General features: G+C 59.2%; 23 protein-coding genes. 14 read left to right on the top strand and 9 right to left on the bottom strand.

The genetic code is table 11. The annotated features are described in order from the left end of the window. Positions 1 to 231 precede the first annotated feature (231 nt). Positions 232 to 987 (top strand): histidine utilization repressor, encoded by a 756-nt coding sequence (gene hutC / locus ABVR31_RS12785; RefSeq protein ID WP_021508436.1) that lies wholly within the window; start codon positions 232 to 234, stop codon positions 985 to 987. Here the strand turns inward: hutC and ABVR31_RS12780 are convergent. After that, a complete protein-coding gene (locus tag ABVR31_RS12780; protein ID WP_372773062.1) occupies positions 971 to 1,510 on the bottom strand; it encodes a HutD family protein in 540 nt (179 codons plus the stop codon). The two genes, hutC and ABVR31_RS12780, sit on opposite strands and share 17 nt — an antisense overlap. After that, positions 1,507 to 2,862 (bottom strand): formimidoylglutamate deiminase, encoded by a 1,356-nt coding sequence (locus tag ABVR31_RS12775; protein WP_372773060.1) that lies wholly within the window; start codon positions 2,860 to 2,862, stop codon positions 1,507 to 1,509. Before ABVR31_RS12775 ends, ABVR31_RS12780 begins: the two co-directional genes overlap by 4 nt. An 84-nt stretch (positions 2,863 to 2,946) precedes the next feature. On the opposite strand from ABVR31_RS12775, the gene hutI reads away from it, so the two are divergent. From hutI to hutH, 7 genes are all read left to right on the top strand, one after another. Continuing rightward, entirely contained in the window at positions 2,947 to 4,161 is a 1,215-nt protein-coding gene (gene hutI / locus ABVR31_RS12770; RefSeq protein WP_104092738.1) for an imidazolonepropionase, read from the top strand. Further along, entirely contained in the window at positions 4,158 to 4,949 is a 792-nt protein-coding gene (gene hutG / locus ABVR31_RS12765) for an N-formylglutamate deformylase (RefSeq protein ID WP_372773058.1), read from the top strand. The genes hutI and hutG overlap by 4 nt, the downstream gene beginning before the upstream one ends. A 348-nt stretch (positions 4,950 to 5,297) precedes the next feature. Then, on the top strand, positions 5,298 to 6,149 hold the full coding sequence (locus tag ABVR31_RS12760; protein WP_021508431.1) for a transporter substrate-binding domain-containing protein: 852 nt from the start codon (positions 5,298 to 5,300) through the stop codon (positions 6,147 to 6,149). Between the two features lie 12 nt (positions 6,150 to 6,161). Then, entirely contained in the window at positions 6,162 to 6,881 is a 720-nt protein-coding gene (locus ABVR31_RS12755) for an ABC transporter permease (protein ID WP_031279871.1), read from the top strand. Between the two features lie 11 nt (positions 6,882 to 6,892). Beyond that, positions 6,893 to 7,621 carry an ABC transporter permease gene (locus ABVR31_RS12750; protein WP_215480147.1) on the top strand — a complete coding sequence of 243 codons (729 nt, stop codon included), beginning with the start codon at positions 6,893 to 6,895 and terminating at the stop codon, positions 7,619 to 7,621. Position 7,622: 1 nt separating this feature from the next. Then, the gene (locus ABVR31_RS12745) at positions 7,623 to 8,423 is read left to right on the top strand and encodes an ABC transporter ATP-binding protein (RefSeq protein WP_021508428.1); all 801 of its coding nucleotides are present in this window, start codon (positions 7,623 to 7,625) and stop codon (positions 8,421 to 8,423) included. Then, positions 8,420 to 9,904, top strand: coding sequence for a histidine ammonia-lyase (hutH, locus tag ABVR31_RS12740; RefSeq protein WP_288422746.1), 1,485 nt, complete (start codon positions 8,420 to 8,422; stop codon positions 9,902 to 9,904). Before ABVR31_RS12745 ends, hutH begins: the two co-directional genes overlap by 4 nt. A 33-nt stretch (positions 9,905 to 9,937) precedes the next feature. On the opposite strand, the gene ABVR31_RS12735 is transcribed toward hutH, so the two are convergent. After that, positions 9,938 to 10,567, bottom strand: coding sequence for a flavin reductase family protein (locus tag ABVR31_RS12735; protein WP_021508426.1), 630 nt, complete (start codon positions 10,565 to 10,567; stop codon positions 9,938 to 9,940). A 179-nt stretch (positions 10,568 to 10,746) separates the two neighbouring features. Here ABVR31_RS12735 and rlmF point away from each other — a divergent pair, with 179 nt between their 5' ends. After that, positions 10,747 to 11,673, top strand: coding sequence for a 23S rRNA (adenine(1618)-N(6))-methyltransferase RlmF (gene rlmF / locus ABVR31_RS12730; protein ID WP_127833848.1), 927 nt, complete (start codon positions 10,747 to 10,749; stop codon positions 11,671 to 11,673). Between the two features lie 65 nt (positions 11,674 to 11,738). On the opposite strand, the gene glnQ is transcribed toward rlmF, so the two are convergent. The 5 genes from glnQ to rhtA all read right to left on the bottom strand — a co-directional run bounded on the left by glnQ (position 11,739) and on the right by rhtA (position 15,968). Further along, complete coding sequence (glnQ, locus tag ABVR31_RS12725) at positions 11,739 to 12,461, bottom strand: glutamine ABC transporter ATP-binding protein GlnQ (RefSeq protein ID WP_021508424.1); 723 nt, start codon at positions 12,459 to 12,461, stop codon at positions 11,739 to 11,741. Then, positions 12,458 to 13,117, bottom strand: coding sequence for a glutamine ABC transporter permease GlnP (glnP, locus tag ABVR31_RS12720; protein ID WP_021508423.1), 660 nt, complete (start codon positions 13,115 to 13,117; stop codon positions 12,458 to 12,460). The genes glnQ and glnP overlap by 4 nt, the downstream gene beginning before the upstream one ends. A gap of 86 nt (positions 13,118 to 13,203) precedes the next feature. After that, the gene (glnH, locus tag ABVR31_RS12715) at positions 13,204 to 13,950 is read right to left on the bottom strand and encodes a glutamine ABC transporter substrate-binding protein GlnH (RefSeq protein WP_222986696.1); all 747 of its coding nucleotides are present in this window, start codon (positions 13,948 to 13,950) and stop codon (positions 13,204 to 13,206) included. A 311-nt stretch (positions 13,951 to 14,261) separates the two neighbouring features. Beyond that, positions 14,262 to 14,765 carry a DNA starvation/stationary phase protection protein Dps gene (gene dps / locus ABVR31_RS12710; protein ID WP_021508421.1) on the bottom strand — a complete coding sequence of 168 codons (504 nt, stop codon included), beginning with the start codon at positions 14,763 to 14,765 and terminating at the stop codon, positions 14,262 to 14,264. Positions 14,766 to 15,059: 294 nt separating this feature from the next. After that, a complete protein-coding gene (rhtA, locus tag ABVR31_RS12705) occupies positions 15,060 to 15,968 on the bottom strand; it encodes a threonine/homoserine exporter RhtA (protein WP_031279870.1) in 909 nt (302 codons plus the stop codon). A gap of 502 nt (positions 15,969 to 16,470) precedes the next feature. On the opposite strand from rhtA, the gene ompX reads away from it, so the two are divergent. Beyond that, positions 16,471 to 16,983 carry an outer membrane protein OmpX gene (gene ompX, locus ABVR31_RS12700; protein WP_031279869.1) on the top strand — a complete coding sequence of 171 codons (513 nt, stop codon included), beginning with the start codon at positions 16,471 to 16,473 and terminating at the stop codon, positions 16,981 to 16,983. A 146-nt stretch (positions 16,984 to 17,129) separates the two neighbouring features. Here the strand turns inward: ompX and ABVR31_RS12695 are convergent, their stop codons facing one another. After that, complete coding sequence (locus ABVR31_RS12695) at positions 17,130 to 17,324, bottom strand: hypothetical protein (RefSeq protein WP_021508417.1); 195 nt, start codon at positions 17,322 to 17,324, stop codon at positions 17,130 to 17,132. Positions 17,325 to 17,588: 264 nt separating this feature from the next. Between ABVR31_RS12695 and mntR the strand changes: the two genes are divergently transcribed. The 4 genes from mntR (at position 17,589) to ABVR31_RS12675 (ending at position 22,053) form a co-directional block, all read left to right on the top strand. Further along, positions 17,589 to 18,047 carry a manganese-binding transcriptional regulator MntR gene (mntR, locus tag ABVR31_RS12690; protein ID WP_021508415.1) on the top strand — a complete coding sequence of 153 codons (459 nt, stop codon included), beginning with the start codon at positions 17,589 to 17,591 and terminating at the stop codon, positions 18,045 to 18,047. A gap of 21 nt (positions 18,048 to 18,068) precedes the next feature. Then, positions 18,069 to 19,178 carry an SLC13 family permease gene (locus tag ABVR31_RS12685; protein WP_058769512.1) on the top strand — a complete coding sequence of 370 codons (1,110 nt, stop codon included), beginning with the start codon at positions 18,069 to 18,071 and terminating at the stop codon, positions 19,176 to 19,178. A 182-nt stretch (positions 19,179 to 19,360) separates the two neighbouring features. Continuing rightward, on the top strand, positions 19,361 to 20,488 hold the full coding sequence (locus tag ABVR31_RS12680) for an HlyD family secretion protein (protein WP_021508413.1): 1,128 nt from the start codon (positions 19,361 to 19,363) through the stop codon (positions 20,486 to 20,488). After that, positions 20,485 to 22,053 (top strand): DHA2 family efflux MFS transporter permease subunit, encoded by a 1,569-nt coding sequence (locus ABVR31_RS12675; RefSeq protein ID WP_058757803.1) that lies wholly within the window; start codon positions 20,485 to 20,487, stop codon positions 22,051 to 22,053. The genes ABVR31_RS12680 and ABVR31_RS12675 overlap by 4 nt, the downstream gene beginning before the upstream one ends.

The raw sequence follows: 22,053 nt of genomic DNA, 5'->3' as shown, positions 1-22,053 counted from the left end.
GAGTGAAGCATAAGTGTCTAATCTTGTCTATACAAGTAGCAAGCGCTGTGCCAGATTGATCGTATTCTGTGAAACGTGCCGCAATGCGGGCGCGGCAACCTCCAGCCTGGTGCGGTGCACCAAAAGCGGGCGGCAACTGCACCACGCAAGCAGGCTATGCACCATTGGATGTATATACATTTAGGCGGCGAGACAGTAAACTTCACACATCATTCGGAAAAGGAACAGGAAATGGCGGAGCAAACGGCAATCGCACAGCTGGCGGCAGCGATGGGGGATGAACCCGCGCCCATTTACCAGCGCGTTAAGCAGGCAATCGTCAGCCAGATCCGGGAAGGTCACTGGAAAGCCAACCAGCGGGTGCCGTCGGAGAGCGAGCTGGTCAATGAACTGGGCGTCAGCCGCATGACCATCAACCGTGCGCTGCGCGAACTCACCAGCGAAGGGTTTCTGGTGCGCATGCAGGGCGTCGGGACCTTTGTCGCGGAGATGAAGGGCTACACCGCAATGCTGGAAGTGCATAACATCGCCGATGAAATTGCCCAGCGCGGCCATACGCACAGCTGCAAAATTCTCTCAATAGGTCAGATGAAGGCCGATCCGGAACAGGCGGCGGTGCTGGGACTCTCCACCGGCCAGACGCTGTATCATTCGCTGATCGTGCACTACGAAAATGAGCTGCCGGTGCAACTGGAAGATCGTCTGGTCAATCCGCTGGTCGCGCCTGACTACCTCAGCCAGGATTACCACAGCCTGACACCGTATACCTATCTGATGCGCGTCGCCCCGCTGACTGCTGGTGAGCATATCGTTGAAGCGGTACTGCCGGATTTGCGCCAGCGTAAGCATCTGGCGCTGGACGAGCACGAGCCGTGCCTGCTTATCCGCCGCCAGACGTGGAGCGACAACAAAATCGTCACCTATGCGCGCCTGCTCTATCCAGGCTCACGCTACAAATTGCTGGGCCGCTTCAGGGGACACGGCTAAGCGCGATAAACAGCAGGCTGGCCTCTGCCGTTTGCGGCACCAGCTGCTGCTGCTCCTGCAGCCACCACATTCCCTGCTGCGCCTGCAGCGTCTCGCCCGCACTGCTGTGCCATGTACCGGCCAGCACATACGCCACGCCATGCAGGCTGCTGACCGTCTGCTGCTCCACGCTTACCGCCGCGCGCCAGGCGTCGCGCCGCGTCATGATGTTGAAGTCCTGACAGCTGCCGCTGACCTGCGCCTCTATCGCCCATTCGCCGGGAAAGGCCCACGGCTGATGGGGCAGCAACGTCTGTTCGGCCTGTTCACAGCGCAGCAGCACGCTATCGCCGTGCAGTAAAGTGATCACCCGATCGACGCCGGGGAAGGGCGAGAACGGCCCGTTGGCGTCGATGGTGGCGATGCTGGCGCGCCACTGGAACTCTGCTGCGCCCGGCGGATAGCTGATAATTTCGCGCGTTTCCCCGCCGCCGTTGCGCCAGCGGCTGACCGGCAGCTGCGCGTAGTCAAAGCGCGCGTTCATTGCAGCGCCCGCATCGCCCGGGCAAAGCCAGCGGCGGCCGCTTCTTCCGCCGCGTGATGGCCTTGCTGAATCACCGGCTGTCCGGCAACAAACACGTCACGAATCTGCTGGCTGCTGCCGGCAAACAGCCAGCGATTGAGCAGCGCGGCGGAGCTGACGCTGGCCAGCAGCGCATCCTCCTCCAGCACCAGCCAGTCGGCGCGTTTGCCCACCGCCAGCTCACCGCTGGCAATGCCACAGGCCTGCGCGCCGCCCTGCGCCGCCTGCTGCCACAGCAGATCGCCGACCGAGGGTTGATCGGTTAGCGTGATGCGGTTGCGGCGACGATCGCGCAGCCGCTGGCCATACTCCAGCCAGCGCAGCTCCTCGAGCGCACTGAGCGAAACGTGGCTGTCGGAGCCAATGCCCCAGCGCCCGCCGCGCCCGATGTACTCCACCGCCGGGAAGATGCCGTCGCCGAGATTGGCTTCGGTGGTGGGACATAGTCCGGCAATCGCACCGCTGTCCGCCATGCGCGCCATCTCCTGCTGATCGAGATGGGTGGCGTGAATCAGGCACCAGCGCGCATCAACGGCAAAGCGGTTATACAACCACGCCACCGGCCGTTCGCCGCTCCATGCCAGACTGTCATTAACCTCTTTTTCCTGCTCGGCAACGTGAATGTGCACCGGCAGATGCGCAGCGCTGGCGGCCAGCACCTCATGCATCTGGGCTTCGCTCACCGCGCGCAGCGAGTGGAAACACAGGCCGTGGTTGATCAGCGGCTGCTGCGCGCTCCACTGCGCGACGCGCTGCTGCTGTTGCAGATAGGCATCGGTGTGCTGAATGAAGCGTCGCTGACCGTCGCTGGCCGGTTGCGCACCGAAGCCGCTGTAACTGTACAGCACCGGCAGCAGCGTCTGGCCGATACCGGCAGTGTGCGCGGCCTGCATCAGCTGATGCAGCATCGCATCATCGGCATACGGCTGGCCGTGCGGATCGTGATGCAGATAGTGAAATTCTGCCACCTGGCTGTAGCCGCCCTTGAGCATATCAATGTAGAGATGGGTGGCGATGGCACCGACCTGCTCAGGCGACAGGCGCTGCACCATGCGGTACATCAGATCGCGCCACGTCCAGAAGCTGTCCTGTGGATCGCCTGCCACTTCCGCCAGCCCGGCCATGGCGCGCTGGAAGGCATGGGAATGCAGGTTGGCCATCGCCGGAATCACCGGTCCGGCCAGGCGCACGGCGTCACCGGGCGTACTGTCGGCGGTAAGGGCGCGAATAGATCCCTGATCGTCGGTTGCGATCAGCACGTTTTCCTGCCAGCCGTCGGCCAGGCGTGCGCGTGGGGCAAAATAAACTGCCATGGTTGATCCTCAATGGCGGAAAGTTGTATATACATATACATACTTTGAGGCGCAGTGTAAATCGCCAGACAAAAGGGGAGTGGGATGGCAAGTAAACAGATCGACAGCCTGTGGCTGGGGGCCGATGTGGTCACCATGCGTGACGGTCGCTATAACCTGATTGAGGATGGCGCCGTGGCGGTGGATAACGGCGAGCTGGTGTGGGTCGGCCCGCGCAGTGCGTTACCGGACTTTGCCCCGCGCCGGCAGCAGCAGTTTGACGGCGGCATCATTACGCCCGGTCTGGTGGATTGCCACACGCATCTGGTGTTTGGCGGCGATCGCAGCCAGGAGTTCGAACAGCGGCTCAACGGCGTGAGCTACGCGGAGATCGCCGCGCAGGGCGGCGGCATCCTGTCGACGGTGCGCGCCACGCGCGCGGCCAGTCAGCAGCAGCTGGTGGCGTCGGCGCGCTGGCGGCTCGATCGCCTGCTGGCCGAAGGCGTTACCACGGTGGAAATTAAATCCGGCTACGGGCTGGACGAAGAGAGCGAACTCACTCTGCTGCGCGCTATCCGCGAGCTAGCGCAGTCGGTGCCTGCCGATGTGCAGGCCACCTGCCTGGCGGCGCACGGCTTCCCGCCAGAGTTCAGGGATAACCCGCAGGGCTGGATTGATATTATCTGTCAGCGCCTGTTGCCGCGGGTGAAAGCGGAGGGGCTGGCGGATGCGGTCGACGCGTTTTGCGAACACCTGGCGCTGTCACCGCAGCAGGTGAGCGCGGTATTTGATGCCGCCAAAGCGCTCGGCCTGCCGGTGAAGCTGCACGCTGAACAGCTGTCGGCACTCGGCGGTGCCGCACTGGCGGCGCGCTATGGTGCGCTCTCTGCCGATCACCTCGAATATGCCACCGAACAGGATGCCCGCGCGATGGCGGAGCATGGCACGGTGGCGGTACTGCTGCCCGGAGCGTTCTATCTGCTGCGCGAGACGCAGCGTCCGCCGGTCGAACTGTTCCGCCAGCACGGCGTGCCGATGGCGCTGGCCAGCGATGCCAATCCGGGCACGTCACCGGCGCTGTCGCTGCGGCTGATGCTGAACATGGGCTGTACGCTGTTTGGCCTGACGCCGGAGGAAGCGCTGGCCGGCGTCACGCTGTGGGGCGCGAAGGCGCTAGGCCTGCAGGCCACGCACGGCTCGCTGGAGCCAGGCAAAGTAGCCAATTTTGTCCACTGGCCGCTGGCTCGCCCGGCTGAGCTGGTTTACTGGCTGGGCGGCGAACTGCCGTGCCAGGTTATCTATCGTGGAGAAGCGCAATGACCCCTTTTCATTTCACCGCCGGTAAGCTGCCGCTGCTGGTCAGTATTCCGCATGCCGGTACCCAACTGACGCCGGAAGTTGACGCCGGGCTGAGCGAGGCCGCGCGCGGCCTGCCGGATACCGACTGGCATATTCCGCTGCTGTACGATTTTGTGCGCGACCTCGGTGCCAGTGTGCTGATCTGTCACTACTCGCGCTTCGTAATCGATCTCAACCGTCCGCCGGACAACCAGCCGCTGTACAGCACGGCCACCACCGGGCTCTATCCGGAGACGCTGTTTGATGGCACGCCGACCTTTAAACCCGGCATGACGCCGGACAGCGCGGCGCGCCAGCGCTATCTCGAGACTATCTGGCAACCCTATCATCAGCAGATTCAGCAGGAGCTGGCGCGGCTGAAAGCCGAACATGGCTATGCGCTGCTGTTTGATGCGCACTCCATCGCTTCGGTGATTCCGCGCCTGTTCGATGGCCAGCTGCCGGATCTGAATATCGGCACCAACGATGGCGCCAGCTGTTCGGCGGCCAGCATCGCGGCGATTGAGCAGGTGTGCGCCGCGCAAAGCGACTACAGCTGGGTGGTGAACGGACGCTTTAAAGGCGGCTACATCACGCGCGCTTACGGCCAGCCAGCGCAGGGCGTGCAGGCGGTGCAGCTGGAGCTGGCGCAGCTGAATTACATGGATGAGGTGCCGCCGTTTGCCTGGCAGCAGGATCGCGCCACGCGGTTGCAGCACGTGCTGAAGCCGCTGCTGCAGGCGTTTCTGCAGGCGGGGAAAGCCGTTTAATTGATGCGGGTCGCCATCATGGTGACCCCGTTTCTCATGTGGCGGATGGACATCCGCTGCCTCACTCCCCAATGCTGTGCAACCCCCGCCCTGAAAGGGTGCACGACGCGGTCCGCCTGACGCCGATCCCCTCCGTTTACCATCTTTGCCGATCTGGCACAGCCCTTGCTAGCTTGTATGTACAAGTAAAGACCGCGCGGCAATGATGACTATTTATTCTGGCTGGCTCACAAAAAGCTTATGCCGACAATGATCTGCCGCAGGCTAACTTGTATATACATGAAATGTCATTTGCGCTGTATCAGCCAACAGAGACAGCCAGATTTGTTAACCACCAGGAGAAGACGTATGACACACCGTGCCCCGTTTCGCCGTTTTTGCCTTACCACGCTGTTTGCCAGCCTGATGCTGGCCGGCGTGTCTGCCGAGGCTAAAGAGTGGAAATCCATCACCATCGCCACTGAAGGCAGCTATGAGCCGTGGAACCTGACGCTGCCGGGCGGCAAGCTGGGCGGCTTCGAACCTGAACTGATGGAAGATCTCTGCAAGCGCATGAGCATTCAGTGCAAGCTGGTGGTGCAGAACTGGGACGGGATGATTGCCGGACTGAACGCCGGGAAATATGACGTCATCATGGATGCGATTGTGATTACGCCGGACCGGAAAAAAGTGGTCAACTTCACCACGCCGTACGCGTCAACGCCGGCGACCTTCATCACCAGCAAAGATAACCCGCTGCTGCCGGCCGATAAGAACATCATCAAACTGCACGACGACGAGGCTGCCATCAATGCGGCCATCGCCCCGCTGAAGGCGGCGCTCAAGGGCAAAACCATCGGCATTGCCTCCGGCACCGTGTATACGCCGTTTATCGATAAATACTTCAAAGATGTGGCCGACGTGCGCGAATACACCGCTTCGGCGGATGCGATTCTCGATCTGCAGGCGGGCCGCATCGATGCGGTGTTTGATGACGTGACCTTCGCGCAGTCGATGCTGGCGCGAAAAGAGAACAGCAACCTGACATTCAGCGGCCCGCAGCTGGGCGGTCCGATCTGGGGGGAAGGCGAAGCGATGGGCGTGCGCATGGCTGATAACGACCTGAAGGCCAAACTCGATGCCGCCATTCACGCTGCGCTGGCGGACGGCACGGTGAAAAAGCTGAGCGAGAAGTGGTTTAAAACTGACGTAACGCCGTAAGTGAGGTGAAAGATGATGAGCCTGCTGAGTTTTGGTGCAGATGGCTGGGGTCGCCTGATTCTGAGCGCCGCCGGTACCACGCTGCTGCTGTCGCTGGCGGCGCTGATGATTGGCGCCGTGGTCGGTTCCGGCGTGGCGGCGGCGAAACTCTCGCACCAGCGCTGGCTGCGCTGGCTGGGTGAAAGCTATTCGGTGGTGTTTCGCGGCATCCCGGAACTGCTGGTGATCTACCTGTTCTACTTCGGTGGATCGGGATTGATCACGCTGGTCGGCCAGCTGTTTGGTGCTGACGGCTTTATTGAGGCACCGCCGTTCCTGATTGGCGCGCTGGCTATCGGGCTCATCTCCGGATCCTATCAGGGTGAAGTGTATCGCGCTGCGCGCCTGGCGCTGGCCAAGGGCGAAGTCGAAGCGGCGGTAGCCATCGGGATGCCGCGCTGGCGTATCGCCCAGCGCATTCTCGTCCCGCAGATTGTGCGCTACGCGCTGCCGGGGATGTCCAACGTCTGGCAGATGAGCCTGAAAGATTCGGCGCTGGTGTCAGTGACCGGCATCGTCGAGCTGATGCGCGCCAGCCAGGTGGCGGCCGGTTCAACGCGCGATTACTTCACCTTTTATCTGATTGGCGGTGGCTGCTATCTGCTGCTGACACTGCTGTCGAACCATGCGTTTCGCCGCGCGGAATCGCGCCTGGGCCGCGCATGGCAAAGTCGCACTGCGGCACAGCACTAAGGAGCAGCAGCATGATCGACTTCGCTTTTCTTGCCGACACTTTTCTTAAGCTGAGCGCGGCGCTGCCGGTGACGCTCGGGCTGTTTATCAGCGCCTTTGTCTGCGGCGGGCTGCTGGCGCTGGGCATTCTGGCGCTGCGCATGAGCCGCTGGCGGCTGCTGAGCGGTTTTGCCCGCGGCTATATTCTGGTGTTTCGCGGCTCGCCGCTGCTGATTCAGCTGTTTCTCATCTACTACGGGCTCGGCCAGTTTGGCGTGATTCGCCACAGCTTCGTCTGGCCGTTTCTGCGCGAGCCGTTTATCTGCGCGGTGCTGGCGCTGTCGCTGTGTACCGCCGCTTACACCGCTGAGATCCTGCGCGGTGCGCTGCTGGCGGTGCCGGCAGGTCAGGTCGAAGCCGGGCTGGCCTGCGGCATGTCACGCTGGCTGCTGCTGCGCCGCATCATCGCGCCGATCATGCTGCGCTATGCGCTGCCGGCGTACTCCACCGAGGCGATTCTGCTGGTGAAATCCACCGCGCTCGCCAGCCTGGTCACGGTGTGGGATGTCACCGGCGTGGCGCAGCAGATCATCCAGCGTACCTATCGCACCATGGAGGTGTTTGTCTGCGCTGCGGCGATCTACCTGATTCTCAACTTTATTATCGTCCAGCTGTACGCGCTGTTAGAGCGCCGTCTGACCCCGGTGCACCGCGCTGAAAAAAAGCCGCTGCCCGCCGTTAAACCGCTTGCCGGAGACTAATATGCATTCCACTTCACCAGTCACCTTGTCCGCCACTGATATCCATAAATCCTTTGGCGCTATGGAGGTGCTCAAGGGCATCTCGCTGCAGGCGCATCAGGGCGATGTTATTTCAATTCTCGGTGCCAGCGGCTCGGGCAAAAGTACCTTGCTGCGCTGCATCAATCTGCTGGAAACGCCGGATGCCGGCGTGGTGAGCGTCGGCGGCGAAACCATTGAAATGAAGCGCCACGCGCGCGGCCATCAGCTGGCGGCGAATCCTAAGCAGATTGAGCGCCTGCGCTCGCGGCTGGGCATGGTGTTTCAAAGCTTCAATCTGTGGTCGCACATGACGGTGCTGCAGAACGTGATTGAAGGTCCGCACTATGTGCTGAAGCGCGACAAAAAGAGTTGTATCGCCCAGGCAGAGCAGTTGCTGGATCGCGTCGGGCTGCTTAACCGCAAGGATTTTTATCCGGCGCAGCTCTCCGGCGGCCAGCAGCAGCGTGTGGCAATTGCCCGTGCGCTGGCGATGGATCCGGAAGTGATGCTGTTTGATGAGCCAACCTCGGCGCTCGACCCGGAACTGGTCGGCGAGGTGCTCAAGGTGATGCGCAGCCTGGCGGAAGAGGGGCGCACCATGCTGGTGGTGACGCACGAGATGGGCTTCGCGCGCAACGTCTCTAATCGCGTGGTGTTTATGCATCAGGGCAACATTGATTGCGAGGGCACGCCGGAAGCGATGTTTGGCGCCAGCGGTTCATCGCGCTTTAAGCAGTTTATCTCCAGCCATCAGAGCCATCACGCGGAGCAGCCAGTATGACCGTCGTCTGGGGCGATGCGCCGCTGACCTGGCAGGCGCTGGTACAGGTAGCGCGACATAACGCCGAACTGACGCTGAGCGCCGCCGCCTGGCAGCGCATTGCGCGCGGTCGCGAGATCGTCGAACAGATCGTTGCCAGCGGTCAGATTGCCTATGGCATCAACACCGGGCTGGGGGCGCTATGTAACATCACCCTGCCAGAAGACCAGCTCAGCCAGCTGTCACGCAATACGTTGCTGAGCCACGCCTGCGGCGTCGGTCCGCTGCTGACGCGCGAGCAGACGCGCGCCATTCTGTGTGCGGCCATCGCCAACTACAGCCACGGCAAATCCGGCGTTTCGGTGGCGCTGGTGCAGCATCTGCTGGCGCTGCTCAATCAGCAGATCACGCCGCAGGTGCCGTCGCAGGGTTCAGTCGGTTATCTCACCCACATGGCGCATATCGGGCTGGCGCTGATTGGCGTGGGCGACGTTGAGTACCAGCAACAGGTGATGCCGGCGGAGCAGGCGCTGCGGCTGGCTGGCTTGCAGCCGTATCGCCCCGGTGCCAAAGAGGGCCTGAGCCTGGTCAACGGTACGCCGTGCATGACCGGGCTGAGCTGTCTGGCGCTGGACGATGCGGCGCGGCTGCTGGATTGCGCGGATGTCACCGGCGCGATGAGCTTCGAAGCGCTGCGCGGTCAGCTGGCGGCGTTTGATGCCGAGGTGATTGCGCTGAAAGCCAGTCCCGGCATGCAGCACAGCGGCCAGCGTCTGCGTGCGCTGCTGAGCGACAGCCCGCTGCTGGCAGCGAGCTGCGGCATACGCACCCAGGATGCGCTCAGCCTGCGTTCGATGCCGCAGGTGCACGGTGCCAGCCGCGATCAGTTCGCCCACGCGGCGCGTCAGGTTGAGATCGAACTGAATGCCTGCACCGATAATCCGCTGGTACTGGGCACGCCGGACAACTGGCGCGTGGTGTCGCAGGCCAATCCGCACGGTGAATCGGTCGCCATGGCGGCCGATCTGCTGGCAATTGCCATGGCGGAGATTGGCAGCATAGCCGAGCGCCGGCTGGACCGGCTGGTCAATCCGCTGGTCAGCGGGCTGCCGCCGTTTCTGGTGGCGCAGCCGGGCGTCAACTCCGGCATGATGATCGCGCAATACGTGGCGGCTTCCCTGTGCGCGGAGAATCGTCAGCTGGCGCAGCCGGCGGTGCTGGACAATTACGTCACCTCGGGACTGCAGGAGGATCACCTCAGCCTCGGTACCGGCGCGGCGCTCAAGCTGCTCAGACTGCTGAATAACCTCTGGCAGGTGCTGGCGATTGAGTACCTGCTGGCGGCGCAGGCGCTGGATTTTCACGGTGAGGCGCAGCTGGCCCGCGGCACGGGCCGGGCGCTACGCGCGCTGCGTGCTGAGGTTGCCACCTGGCAGGAGGATCGCTGGCTGGCACCGGAGATAGCCCGGGCGGTGAAGGTGTTACAGACGCTGGCCTGCTAGCGGCGCGAGGTGACGCGCCGCCAGTGTCCTGATTTAACCGCGGCGCGCGTCCGGGCGCACCAGATCAAAACGCTGATCTTCGCTGATCGCGTAATAGGCGGAAGGACCGCCGGCGCGCAGAATCGGCTGCGCTTTGGCGGTCTGGTAGATGCCGTTCTCCAGCAGCGCTTCATCGATATGAATCGCCACCGCTTCGCCCAGTACCAGCCAGCTCTCCAGCTCGCCTCCCTGTGCATCCTGCAGGCGAATCAGCTGCGTCAGGCGACACTCAAAGTTGACCGGGCTTTCTGCCACCATGCTGACGTTAACGTGGGAAGCGGCCAGCGGCGTCAGGCCGGCGAGGGCAAACTCGTCGTGATCGGGCGGTACCGAGGCGGAACTCTCATTCATGGCTTCTGCCAGCGGACGCGTCGCCAGGTTCCAGACAAACTCGCCGGTTTCACTGATATTCTGCACGCTGTCTTTCCAGCCGCTGCTGGCAAAACCAATGATTGGCGGATGGTAGTTAAAACAGTTAAAGAAACTATAGGGCGCCAGATTGCGCTGGCCGCTGGCGCTTTGCGAGCTGACCCAGCCAATCGGGCGCGGGCCGACGATGGCATTGAGCGGATCGTGAGGCAGACCGTGTCCACTGCGTGGCTGATAAGTGTAACGTTGACGCATTTGCGCTCCTGATTCGTCCTGGATACTGCGTGTTCCGGCGGCGCGGGCGGCTGGACGCAGTATTGCGGATGCAGTTTTAGGGAGAATAGATTTAAATTCGTTGCACTAAATTTTCCTGGCGGATTGTGCGCTGCCGTCATCCAGCGTATCTTACGCGCGCATTAATGTCCGGAGAATCTATGAACAAGCCTGCCGCTACCGCGCTCTTTCATCCGCGTAACCGCCATCAGGGCCGTTATGATTTTGCTGCCCTGACTGCCGCGCATCCGCCGCTGGCGGACAAAGTGCGCCCCAACGGTTACGGTGAGCTGTCGGTTGATTTCGCCGATCCGCACGCGGTGCTGCTGCTGAACCAGGCGCTGCTGAAACTGTTTTATAACCTGAACTGGCAGCTGCCGGAAGGCTATCTGACGCCGCCAGTACCGGGCCGCGCTGACTATATCCATGCGCTGGCGGATCTGCTGGCCAGCGATAACGGTGGCGTGCTGCCGCGCGATCTCGACGTGATGGATATTGGCTGCGGTGCCAACTGCATCTATCCGCTGATCGGTCACGCGGAGTATGGCTGGCGCTTTACCGGCACCGACATCAGCGCGGACGCCGTTAACGCCGCCAGTCAGATTGTGGCCAGCAACCCCGGCCTGCAGCGCGCCATTCGCCTGCGCCGTCAGAAGCAGGAGAGCGCGATTTTTGCTGGCGTGGTGCACAAGAATGAACGTTATCACGCGGTACTGTGTAATCCGCCGTTCCACGCCTCGGCGGCCGATGCGGCGGCCGGCAGCCAGCGTAAAGTGCGCAATCTCGGCCTGAGCAGGCAGGCGCCGCTTAACTTCGGCGGTCAGCATAACGAGCTGTGGTGCGACGGCGGTGAGCGTGCGTTTATCGGCCGGATGATCGATGAAAGCGTCGCATTAGGCGATCGCATCGTCTGGTTTACCTCACTGGTGTCGCGCAAAGAGCATCTGCCTGAACTGCGCGACCGGCTGAAGGCGCACGACGCTTATCAGGTACGCATCGTCGACATGGCGCAGGGCCAGAAGCAGAGCCGCTTTATCGCCTGGACATTTTTACCGCCCGCCACGCGCGCGCAGCGGCTGGCACGCTAAGCGCTGCTCAGGTAAAAAAAAGCCGCTACGGGGATCCGCAGCGGCTTTGTTGTTTTTACGCCGTATTAAGAGACGTGCTGCAGGAACTCACGCAGACGGTCGCTCGGCGGGTTAGTGATCAGATCGTCCGGATTGCCATCTTCCGCGATGGTACCTTTGTCGATAAAGATCAGGCGCGACGCCACTTTCTGTGCGAAGCCCACTTCATGGGTCACGATCACCATGGTCATGCCTTCTTCCGCCAGATCCTGCATCACTTTCAGCACTTCGTGACGCAGCTCGGGATCGAGTGCCGAGGTAGGCTCATCGAACAGCATCATCTTCGGCTTCACCGCCAGCGCACGAGCAATCGCCACGCGCTGCTGCTGGCCGCCGGACAGCTCAGAAGGGAAGTGGTGGGCGCGCTCGGCGAGGCCGACCTTGCCCAGCAGCTCACGTGCCAGTTTGTGTGCGGCGTCTTTCTTCGCCCCGCGCACGCGGATCGGACCAAAAGCCACGTTGTCCAGCGCGCTCATCTGCGGGAACAGATGGAACTGCTGGAACACCATACCGGCTTCCTGACGGATCAGGCGTTCATCCACTTTCGGATCGTTAACCTTCATGCCATCGACAATCAGTTCGCCGCTGCTGATCTCTTCCAGCTTGTTGATGCAGCGCAGCAGGGTAGATTTACCGGAGCCGGACGGCCCGATGATCACCACCACTTCACCCTGATTAATTTTCAGGTTGATGTCGTGCAGTACCTGAGTCTGGCCGAAGTTTTTCGAGACGTTTTTAAATTCAATCACAGGATTTTCACCCTTTTCTCAATACGGCGCAGCACAAAGCTCAACACCAGCGTAATAACCAGGTAAATGATGGCAACGGCGCTCCAGATCTCCAGCGCGCGGAAGTTACCGGCGATGATCTCCTGGCCCTGACGGGTCAGTTCCGCCACGCCAATCACGATGAACAGCGAGGTGTCTTTGATGCTGACGATCCACTGGTTACCCAGCGGCGGCAGCATGCGGCGCAGCGCCAGCGGCATGATTACGTAGCGCAGCGTTTCGCGGCGCGACAGGCCAAGCGCCAGGCCGGCTTCACGGAAACCTTTGTTGATCGACAGCACCGCACCGCGGGTAATCTCCGCAATGTAGGCACCGGAGTTGATCATGATGGTCACGACGGCGGCGGTGAACGGGTCGATGCGCAGGTCCGGGAAGGCCATCGGCAGGGCGAAGTAGATGAACATCACCTGCACCACGATCGGCGTGCCGCGAATCAGTTCAATGAACACTAACGCGATGTTGTTGGTGATCCAGCCGCCGTAGGCGCGGGCGAAACCGGCTACGAGGCCGATAACCAGGCCGCCAATCAGGCCGAGGATCGAGATAAGCAGGGTCATTTTGGCGCCTTCGATCAGGATCGGTAAGGCGGGCCAGATGACGCTCCAGTCAAACTCCATGGTGTGACTCCAGAATCTGTTGCAGTGGAAATGTAAAAAGCAGGGAGAACAAAGCTCCCTGCTGATAAAAAGGCGTCAGGCCTGAATTATTTAGGTTCGCTGCCGAACCATTTTTTATAGATAGTGTTGTAGGTACCGTTGTCGTGCAGGGTTTTCAGCGCGCCATTCACTTTCTCACGCAGGTCGTCGCTGCCTTTCGGGAAAGCGATGCCATACTGCTGCGCTTCGATGGAGTCACCGACGGCTTTGAAACGGCCTTTGCCAGCGGTGTGGATGAAGTACAGGATGTTTGGCGTGTCGTGCAGCACGGCGTCAGCACGGTTAGTGCCTAACTCCATGTACGCGTTATCGATGTTCGGGAACTGGCGCAGGTCTTTGGTTTTGATATGCGCTTTGGCGTAATCCACCGAACCGGTGCCGCTTTTCACTGCCACCACTTTACCGTTCAGATCGTCGATGCCCTTGATGTCGTTTTCGTTGTTACGCACCATCACCAGCAGGCCGCTTTTGTAGTAGCCGTCAGAGAATTCGATGGCTTTTTTACGTTCTTCGGTAATGGTGATGCCGGCCAGCGCCAGGTCAACGTTTTTGGTCTGCAGCGCCGGAATGATGCCGCTGAAATCCATCGGCTTCAGGGTGTAATCCAGCTTCAGCTGTTTAGCGATAGCGTCCCACAGGTCGATATCAAAGCCGACGTACTTGTCGCCCTGTTTAAATTCAAACGGAACGAAGGCGGTGTCGGTAGCGACCACCAGTTTTTTCTCTGCTGCAGTGGAGGAAAGCGAGAAGGCCAGCGCCAGCGCGGCCACGGAGACTTTAATCAACGACTTCATCATTTTTTTCCTTATTACCCGTCAAGCCTGGTGGCCTGATGTACGGCTCATCATATGAAAAAATTATGCCAACTTTTCTCAAACGCGGAAATCAACAGATTGCCGGGGCAGGCTGACACGATTTTGCACGCCGGGAAAAGTTTGCACCAGAATGAATCACCAAAATGGTGCATTGTGCTGTGGTGGTGCAGGCACAGTGTGCATCAGAGTGATAATAAGGGAAAGAAAGGATTAAGGAATTGTTAACGGCGTCAAAAAAGCCGGGCGGGTAGCAGGCATAAAAAAGGCGGGATAACCCGCCTGTCTGAGCATTACTCGATATTTGATTCGATAAACCACAGGAACTTATCAAGGTCACGCGATGCGGCAGTAAAGATATCAGCCGTATCTTCGTCTTTCACCTCACTGATGGCTTTACGCGTATCGTTAGCCACGACGGCGTAACGATCGGCCAGCGCTTTCAGGTGATCCTGTACGCTGTGAATATTCAGCGGATAGCTTTTCAGCGGTGACTTGTCATTAACCACCTGCGTGGTGCCCAGCGCAACGCCGCCCAGCTGTACCACACGTTCTGCAATGGTGTCCTGGTGATCGGTAATCGCGGTACGGAAGCCATCCAGCATTTCATGTACGCCAATGAAATTCGCGCCACGCATGTTCCAGTGCGCCTGCTTGGTGATCAGCGACAGGTCAATAAATTCCACGACCAGACGGTTGAGCACCTCGATGGTAGCTTTCTTCTCGCTATCAGCCACGTCATTGCGGGTATAAATCAGATCGGAAGATTTTGTTTTAACCAGTTTTGCGGTACTCATCATTAATGTCCTCTTATTGATGGTTGTCCTAATCAAGCACGGGAATAAGTATAGCAGCAGTTTTTCACTCTGCAGGATTGATTAAATCAATGACAGGAATAGCTAAAGCTTAATGTTAAGCCGTGAAAATAACGGCTTTATTAAAACACATTAAAATCAATATGTTATTTCATGTGTTAATTATTTTTCTATCATGTTGCAAAATAATAACAGCTTACCGTGCGGCTATTTAAGAAATGATAATGAGAATGTGTCTATATACAGCCGGTTAAATAACCGGCTGACCTGTACGGCTTATTGCGGCGTGTTGATATCCACTTCATTTATATGTGCCGCTTTCTGTTTCATGGTGAGCGTCGAGCCGGCAGACGCGGCGATAATCGCCAGCAGCGCCAGCCATTGCTGTAGCGTCAGCAGCTCGCCGAGGAACAGCATGCCGGAGAGCGCCGCCATCGCCGGTTCCAGACTCATCAGCGTGCCGAAAATGCGCGCCGGCAGACGCGTCAGCGCCATCATTTCCAGCGAGTAAGGAATGGCGCTGGAGAGCAGGGCGATGAGCAACGCCAGCGGCAGAATTTCCCACTGCCAGATACCGGGCGCGGCAAAGGTCAGACCGAGCGGCACAAAAATCACTGAGGCGATCAGCGAGCCCATTGCCACCGTGGCCGGGCCGTGTTCGGCGCCTGCCCGCTGGCCCGCCAGAATATACACCGCCCAGCAGGCGCCGGCACCCACGGCCAGCAGCGCGCCGGTGGGATCAATATGGCTCAGGCCATGGCCAATCGGCAGCAGGAACCACAGGCCGGTGACCGCCAGCAGCACCCAGAGAAAATCCAGCGGACGGCGTGCGCCGGCCAGCGCCAGCGTCAGCGGGCCAAGAAACTCCAGCCCCACCGCTACGCCCAGCGGCACGGTGCGGATCGAGAGATAGAACAGGTAATTCATGCAGCCCAGCGCCAGTCCATACATCAGCAGCGGCTTGCGCTGCTTTGCACTGAAGCGCAGGCGCCAGGGTTTGAAAATCGCGCACAGGATGAGCGTGCCCAGTCCCAGACGCAGCGCGGTAATGCCAGGCGCACCGACGGTAGGAAATAGCGATTTTGCCAGTGACGCGCCGCCCTGCAGCGACAGCATGGCGATCAGTAATACGGCAACCGGCAGCACTACCGGCGCCAGTTTGGGGTGGGAAAGAGGTGCAGACATCCTGTGATCAATTCCTGTGATGATGAATAACCAGGCAACGGGCAGCCAGTGTAAAGCAATCGGCGGGAAATAAGGAGGCGGCTGAGGCAATGATGCGGGGTTTCTGTCGCCGCTTTTTTATCGGGCGCGGCCGCCTCGCATCATCTGGCGTCAGTGACGCCTCATTCACACCTCTTTTCGGGCGAAATTTCGGCGAATAAAGCGCGACGGTGGAAAAAATGCACCAGCGACTGGCTGAAAAAACGCCATTTTCAGGGCCATTTCCGTAAAGAAATGTCAGGTTAGTTTAGGAATTTACTTAAACCGATAATTTTCTGTGCGCAGGATTATTGCAGAAAGATGATGCTTTTTATAAGAAAAATGAATGACATAGGAAAGTTCATTAACTTTCTGTTACACCAAACAATCTGTTAGACAACAAAATGCGGGCAGAGTTTCTTGCTAAGTTTTGTTATATTTTTAGCGTTGTCAGGAGAGAAGTATATTCACATTTGAGGTGGTTATGAAAAAAATTGCATGTCTTTCAGCACTGGCTTGTGTACTGGCAGTTTCCGCTGGTTCCGCCATGGCACAGAGCACCGTTTCTGCCGGCTACGCGCAGAGCGACTATCAGGGCGTTGCTAACAAAGCTAACGGCTTCAACCTGAAATACCGCTACGAAGACGGTTCTAACCCACTGGGTTGGATCGGTTCTTTCACCTACACCGAAAAAGATCGCACTGAAGATGGCGTGTACAACAAAGGTCAGTACTACGGCATCACCGGTGGTCCGGCTTACCGTCTGAACGACTGGGCCAGCATCTACGGCGTAGTAGGTATCGGCTACGGCAAATACCAGCAGAACCAGACTGCCGGTCAGTCTAAAACCGACAGCAGCGACGTAGGCTTCTCTTACGGCGCAGGTATGCAGTTCAACCCAATCCAGAACGTTGCTCTGGACGTGGGCTACGAGCAGAGCCGCATCCGTAACGTCGACGTGGGCACCTGGATTGCTGGCGTAGGTTACAGCTTCTAAGTTTTTGCTTAGACCAGAGTTGCACAGAAACGGCCCTTTACGGGCCGTTTTTTTATGCCTGAAAACGCTGCCGTGAAGGGCGTTTTTCGCAGGCAAAATAAAACCCGCTGCAGGCAGCGGGTCAGACTGTGAAGCCCTGAGGAAACTCAGCCGCGCCAGATCAGATTGGGGCAGGGCTGCGCGGCGATTTTTTTGCCGGTCAGTTTTTCAAGCAGCATCAGGCGCAGGGCAAAAGGCGAGCGGCTAAACAGACACAACAGCGACTTCAGCTCAAAAGCCGGTTTGCTTTGTACGGTCTGGAAGCATTTGCCGCAGTCGAGGCAGCTTTTCATCGTGCTCATCTTTACCTCCTGGAAAACGGGTAACTCAACAGTAAGCACAGCCCTGCAATAAACAGCAGGAAAAGGAGCAGCAACAGCCAGGGTTCGTTCATCGTTGCCTCCTTTGTAGGCTATTCGCTTACAACATGTACAAAGATAGCACTGGCTATACTCTTTAGCCAACACTATTCAGGAAAAATTTGTGCTTATTTGTGCCTGGTTTACAATGAGCGCAGCCAGCCCGCACCGCAGGTAAAGTGCGGCAGATAATAAAGAGGAAGCTGAATGAGTCGTCGTGCGAAAAGCGCCACCCACATGCCCCAGGGGCCGCTGAAAGATATTGAGGAGCATGTCGAAGGATTTCGCCAGGTACGCGAAGCGCATCGCCGTGAGCTGATTGATGATTACGTTGAGTTAATCTCTGATTTAATTCGTGAATTTGGCGAGGCGCGCCAGGTCGACATGGCGGCACGCCTGGGCGTTTCGCAGCCGACCGTGGCCAAAATGCTGAAGCGTCTCAGTACCACCGGTCTGGTTGAGCAGGTGCCGTATCGCGGCGTGTTCCTCACCCCGGAAGGCGAGAAGCTGGCTGAAGCCAGCCGCGTGCGCCATCACATCGTTGAAACCTTTCTGCTGGCGCTGGGCGTCAGCCCGGAAACCGCCCGCCGGGATTCCGAAGGGCTCGAGCATCACGTCAGTGATGAAACCCTCGCCGTGTTCCAGAAATTTTACGAGAATCGCTAACCTACAAGGCCTTCTGCCATCATGCCCATCGTGCTTCGTTCCTTAATGCGTGACCGCGTTTTGCATTTACTGTTGCTGTTGGGCGTGATTCTGTTGCCGCTGGCGGATTACCGCTGGCCGCAGCTGCCCGCCGCCGTTGACTGGCACACCATCATGACGCTCACCGGTTTGCTGATGCTGACGAAAGGGCTGGAAAACAGCGGCTATTTTGATGTGCTCGGCGCGCGGCTGGCGCAGGGCTTCCAGCACGAACGCACGCTGGCGCTATTTATGGTGTGCGCGGCGGCGCTGCTCTCGACCTTCCTGACCAATGATGTGGCGCTGTTTATCCTGGTGCCGCTCACGCTGACGCTGCGCAAGTTCTCGCGCCTGCCCATCTCCCGGCTGATCATCTTTGAAGCGCTGGCGGTCAACGCCGGCTCGTTGCTGACGCCGGTCGGCAACCCGCAAAACATCCTGCTGTGGAGCCACGGTACGCTCAGCGTGGCCGGTTTCATCGGTCAGATGGCACCGCTGGCGGCGATGCTGATGCTGACGCTGGTGGTGCTGACGTGGTTTAGCTTCCCGGCGCGCAGCATTGAGAAGCATGATGCACCGGGCAATCAGCAGTGGCAGAAACCGCTGTTTATCGTCAGCGTCCTGCTGTACGTGGTGTTTATCGTCGCGCTGGAGCTGAAACTCACCGGCTGGGCGCTGCTGCTGGTGGCGGGCTGTTTTCTGCTGATGGCGCGTCAGGTGCTGGCGACCATCGACTGGAGCCTGCTGCTGGTGTTCGTCGCGATGTTCATTGATGTCTTTTTACTGATGCACCTGCCCATTCTGCAGCCGCATTTTGCCGCCATCGGTCAGCTGGGCGAGGGTGGTATCTATCTGCTGGCGATTGGCCTGTCACAGGTGATCAGCAACGTGCCGGCCACTATTCTGCTGTTACAAAAAGTCCCGCCTTCCGAAGTGCTGGCCTGGGCGGTGAATATCGGCGGCTTTGGCCTGCTGCCGGGATCGCTGGCCAACCTGATTGCGCTGCGCATGGCACAGGACGCCAAAGTGTGGTGGCGTTTCCATCTGTTTTCTCTGCCGATGCTTGCCTGGTCGATGCTGTGCGGCTGGCTGTTGTTACAGCTGCTGCGTTAACCCTGACCAACCTGTCCGCCTTTGCAAGACGCGCTGATTTATCAGCGCGTTAAGTGATGTGGCAGAAAATGCGTCGGATGTTAGCTTATGTAAAGTTACACTGGCATTTGTCAATTTCCCATCTAAGGTTAAGTTGACCGTTTCGCCCGGGGATCGGGATTACCAGCCAGTGATGACAAATTATGAGTGAAAACCACAATCCGCCATCCGCCGATGAGCAAAAAGACAACAACACGTCAGATTCCAGTCAGGATAACGAGCAATCACCCCGTAAACGCCCCGGCAAAAAGCCGCTGATCATTCTGGCGATTGTGGTGGTGATTATGCTGCTGGTGGGATTCTGGTTCTGGTTTAGCACGCGCAACATTGAAACCACCGACGATGCGTTCACCGAAGGCGATGCCGTGACCATCGCGCCCAAAGCGTCGGGCTACGTGGTGCAGCTGCTGGTAAAAGATAACCAGCGGGTGAAGAAGGGCGATCTGCTGGTGCTGATCGATCCGCGTGACAACGCCGCACAGCGCGATCAGGCCAAAGCACAGCTTGGTCTGGCGCAGGCGCAGCTGCATCAGGCGCAGGCGCAGCTGGCTCTGGCGCGGGTGCAATATCCGGCGCAGCGCGATCAGGCGCTGGCCGACCAGGCGCGGGCGCAGGCCAATTTACTTAATGCGCAGGCGGATTACCGTCGTCAGCGCGGTGTTGACCCGCGCGCGACCTCGCAGCGCAATATCGATACCGCCGCCGCGCAGTTACGCTCGGCTGAAGCGCAGCTGCAGAGCGCCAAAGCGCAGGTCGAAGTGGCCTCGCAGGTGCAGTTGCAGATTCGCCAGCAGGAAACCAATGTTGAAGCGCGGCAGCAGCAGGTCGAGCAAGCCCGGGCTCAGCTCAACACTGCCGAGCTTAACCTCTCTTACACCGAAGTCCGCGCGCCGTATGACGGTTTCGTCACCAAACGCAACGTGCAGCCCGGTACGCTGGTGCAGGCCGGCAGCGCGCTGTTTTCGCTGGTATCGCCGGATATCTGGATCACTGCCAACTTCAAAGAGTCGCAGCTGGCGCGCATGAATCCGGGCGATAAAGTGGAGATTGGCGTTGATGCCTGGCCGGACATGAAGCTGGAAGGGCACGTCGACAGCGTGCAGATGGGCTCCGGCTCGCGCTTCTCCACCTTCCCGGCCGAGAACGCCACCGGTAACTACGTGAAGATTGTGCAACGCGTGCCGGTGAAAATTGTGATTGATAAAGGACTCGACCCGAATCATCCATTACCGCTTGGCCTGTCGGTTGAACCGAAGGTGACGGTGGAATGAGTGCGAGCGAAAGCTGGCGTCCGGCCAGCAATCCCTGGCTGGTTGCCATCACGGTAACGCTGGCGGTGTTCATGGAAATTCTGGACACCACCATCGTTAACGTCGCGCTGCCGCACATCGCCGGGTCGCTGTCATCCAGCTACGATGAATCCACCTGGGTACTAACCTCCTATCTGGTCGCCAACGGCATTGTGCTGCCGATCTCGGCCTTTTTCAGCCGCCTGTTTGGGCGCAAGCAGTTCTTCCTGATCTGCATCGTGATGTTTACCATCTGCTCCTTCCTGTGCGGCATTGCCACCGAGCTGTGGCAAATCATTCTTTTCCGCGTATTGCAGGGCTTCTTCGGCGGCGGGCTGCAACCGGTGCAGCAGTCGGTGCTGCTGGATTACTTCAAGCCGGAAGATCGCGGCAAGGCTTTTGGCCTGTCATCGATTGCCATTATTGTTGCGCCAGTAATTGGCCCGACGCTCGGTGGCTGGATCACCGACAACTACAGCTGGCGCTGGGTGTTCTTTATCAATATTCCGGTGGGGATCCTCACGGTGCTGGCGATCTATCAGCTGCTGGAAGATCCGCCGTGGGAGCGCAAGTGGGCGAAGGGCCGGCTGAAAATCGACTATATCGGTATCAGCCTGATTACCCTGGGTCTCGGCTGTTTGCAGGTGTTCCTTGATCGCGGTGAAGATGAAGACTGGTTCGCTTCACACTTCATTCGCCTGTTTGCCATGCTGGCGGCCGTCGGCATCGTCGGTGCGGTTTACTGGCTGCTGTATGCACGCAAGCCGGTGGTGGATATCACGGTGATGAAGGATCGCAACTTCTGGGTGGCCGGTCTGCTGATGGCGGGCATGGCGATGATTCTTTATGGCAGCTCGGTGGTGTTACCGCAGCTGGCGCAGCAGGATCTCGGTTATACCGCCACCTGGTCCGGGCTGGTGCTGTCGCCCGGCGCGGTCCTGATCGTGCTCACCATCCCGCTGGTGCTGAAGCTGATGCCGATTGTGCAGACGCGCTACATCATCGCCTTTGGCTTTACCTGTCTGGCGCTGGCCTTCTTCTATTCCAGCACCCTGACGCCCAACGTGGATTTCACCACGCTGGTGCTGATGCGCAGCGCGCAGTCGATTGGCCTCGGCTTCCTGTTTGTGCCGCTCACCACCATTGCCTTTATCACCGTGCCGCAGCGCCTGAATGCGGATGCCTCCGCGCTGTTCACCATGTTCCGTAACGTGGCCGGTTCGATCGGCATCTCGCTGGCCACTGCCGGCATCACCGAACGTGAACAGGTGCGATCGGCCCACATGGTGCACAACATGTCGCCGCTCAATGAGCAGTTCAACCTCACGCTGCAGCACTGGGCGCAGGCGATTCGTGACTTTACCAGTGCGGTGGGCGATCCGCTGACGCTGGCCAGCGGTCAGCTCTATCAGGAGATGATTGCCCAGGCGCGTATTCTGGCTTACATCGACGTGTTCATGGGCCTGAGCATTGTCGCCGTGCTATTGATTCCTTTTTGTTGGTTGCTTTCGCCGATCAAGAGCGAAGGCAGTGCAGGAGCACATTAA

Origin of the sequence: Pantoea sp. WEP, from assembly GCF_041678305.1 — a bacterium.
Taxonomy (GTDB): domain Bacteria; phylum Pseudomonadota; class Gammaproteobacteria; order Enterobacterales; family Enterobacteriaceae; genus Pantoea; species Pantoea dispersa.
The sequence above is the reverse complement of the archived record's forward strand: the minus strand, read 5'-3'. Positions and strand labels throughout refer to the sequence as shown.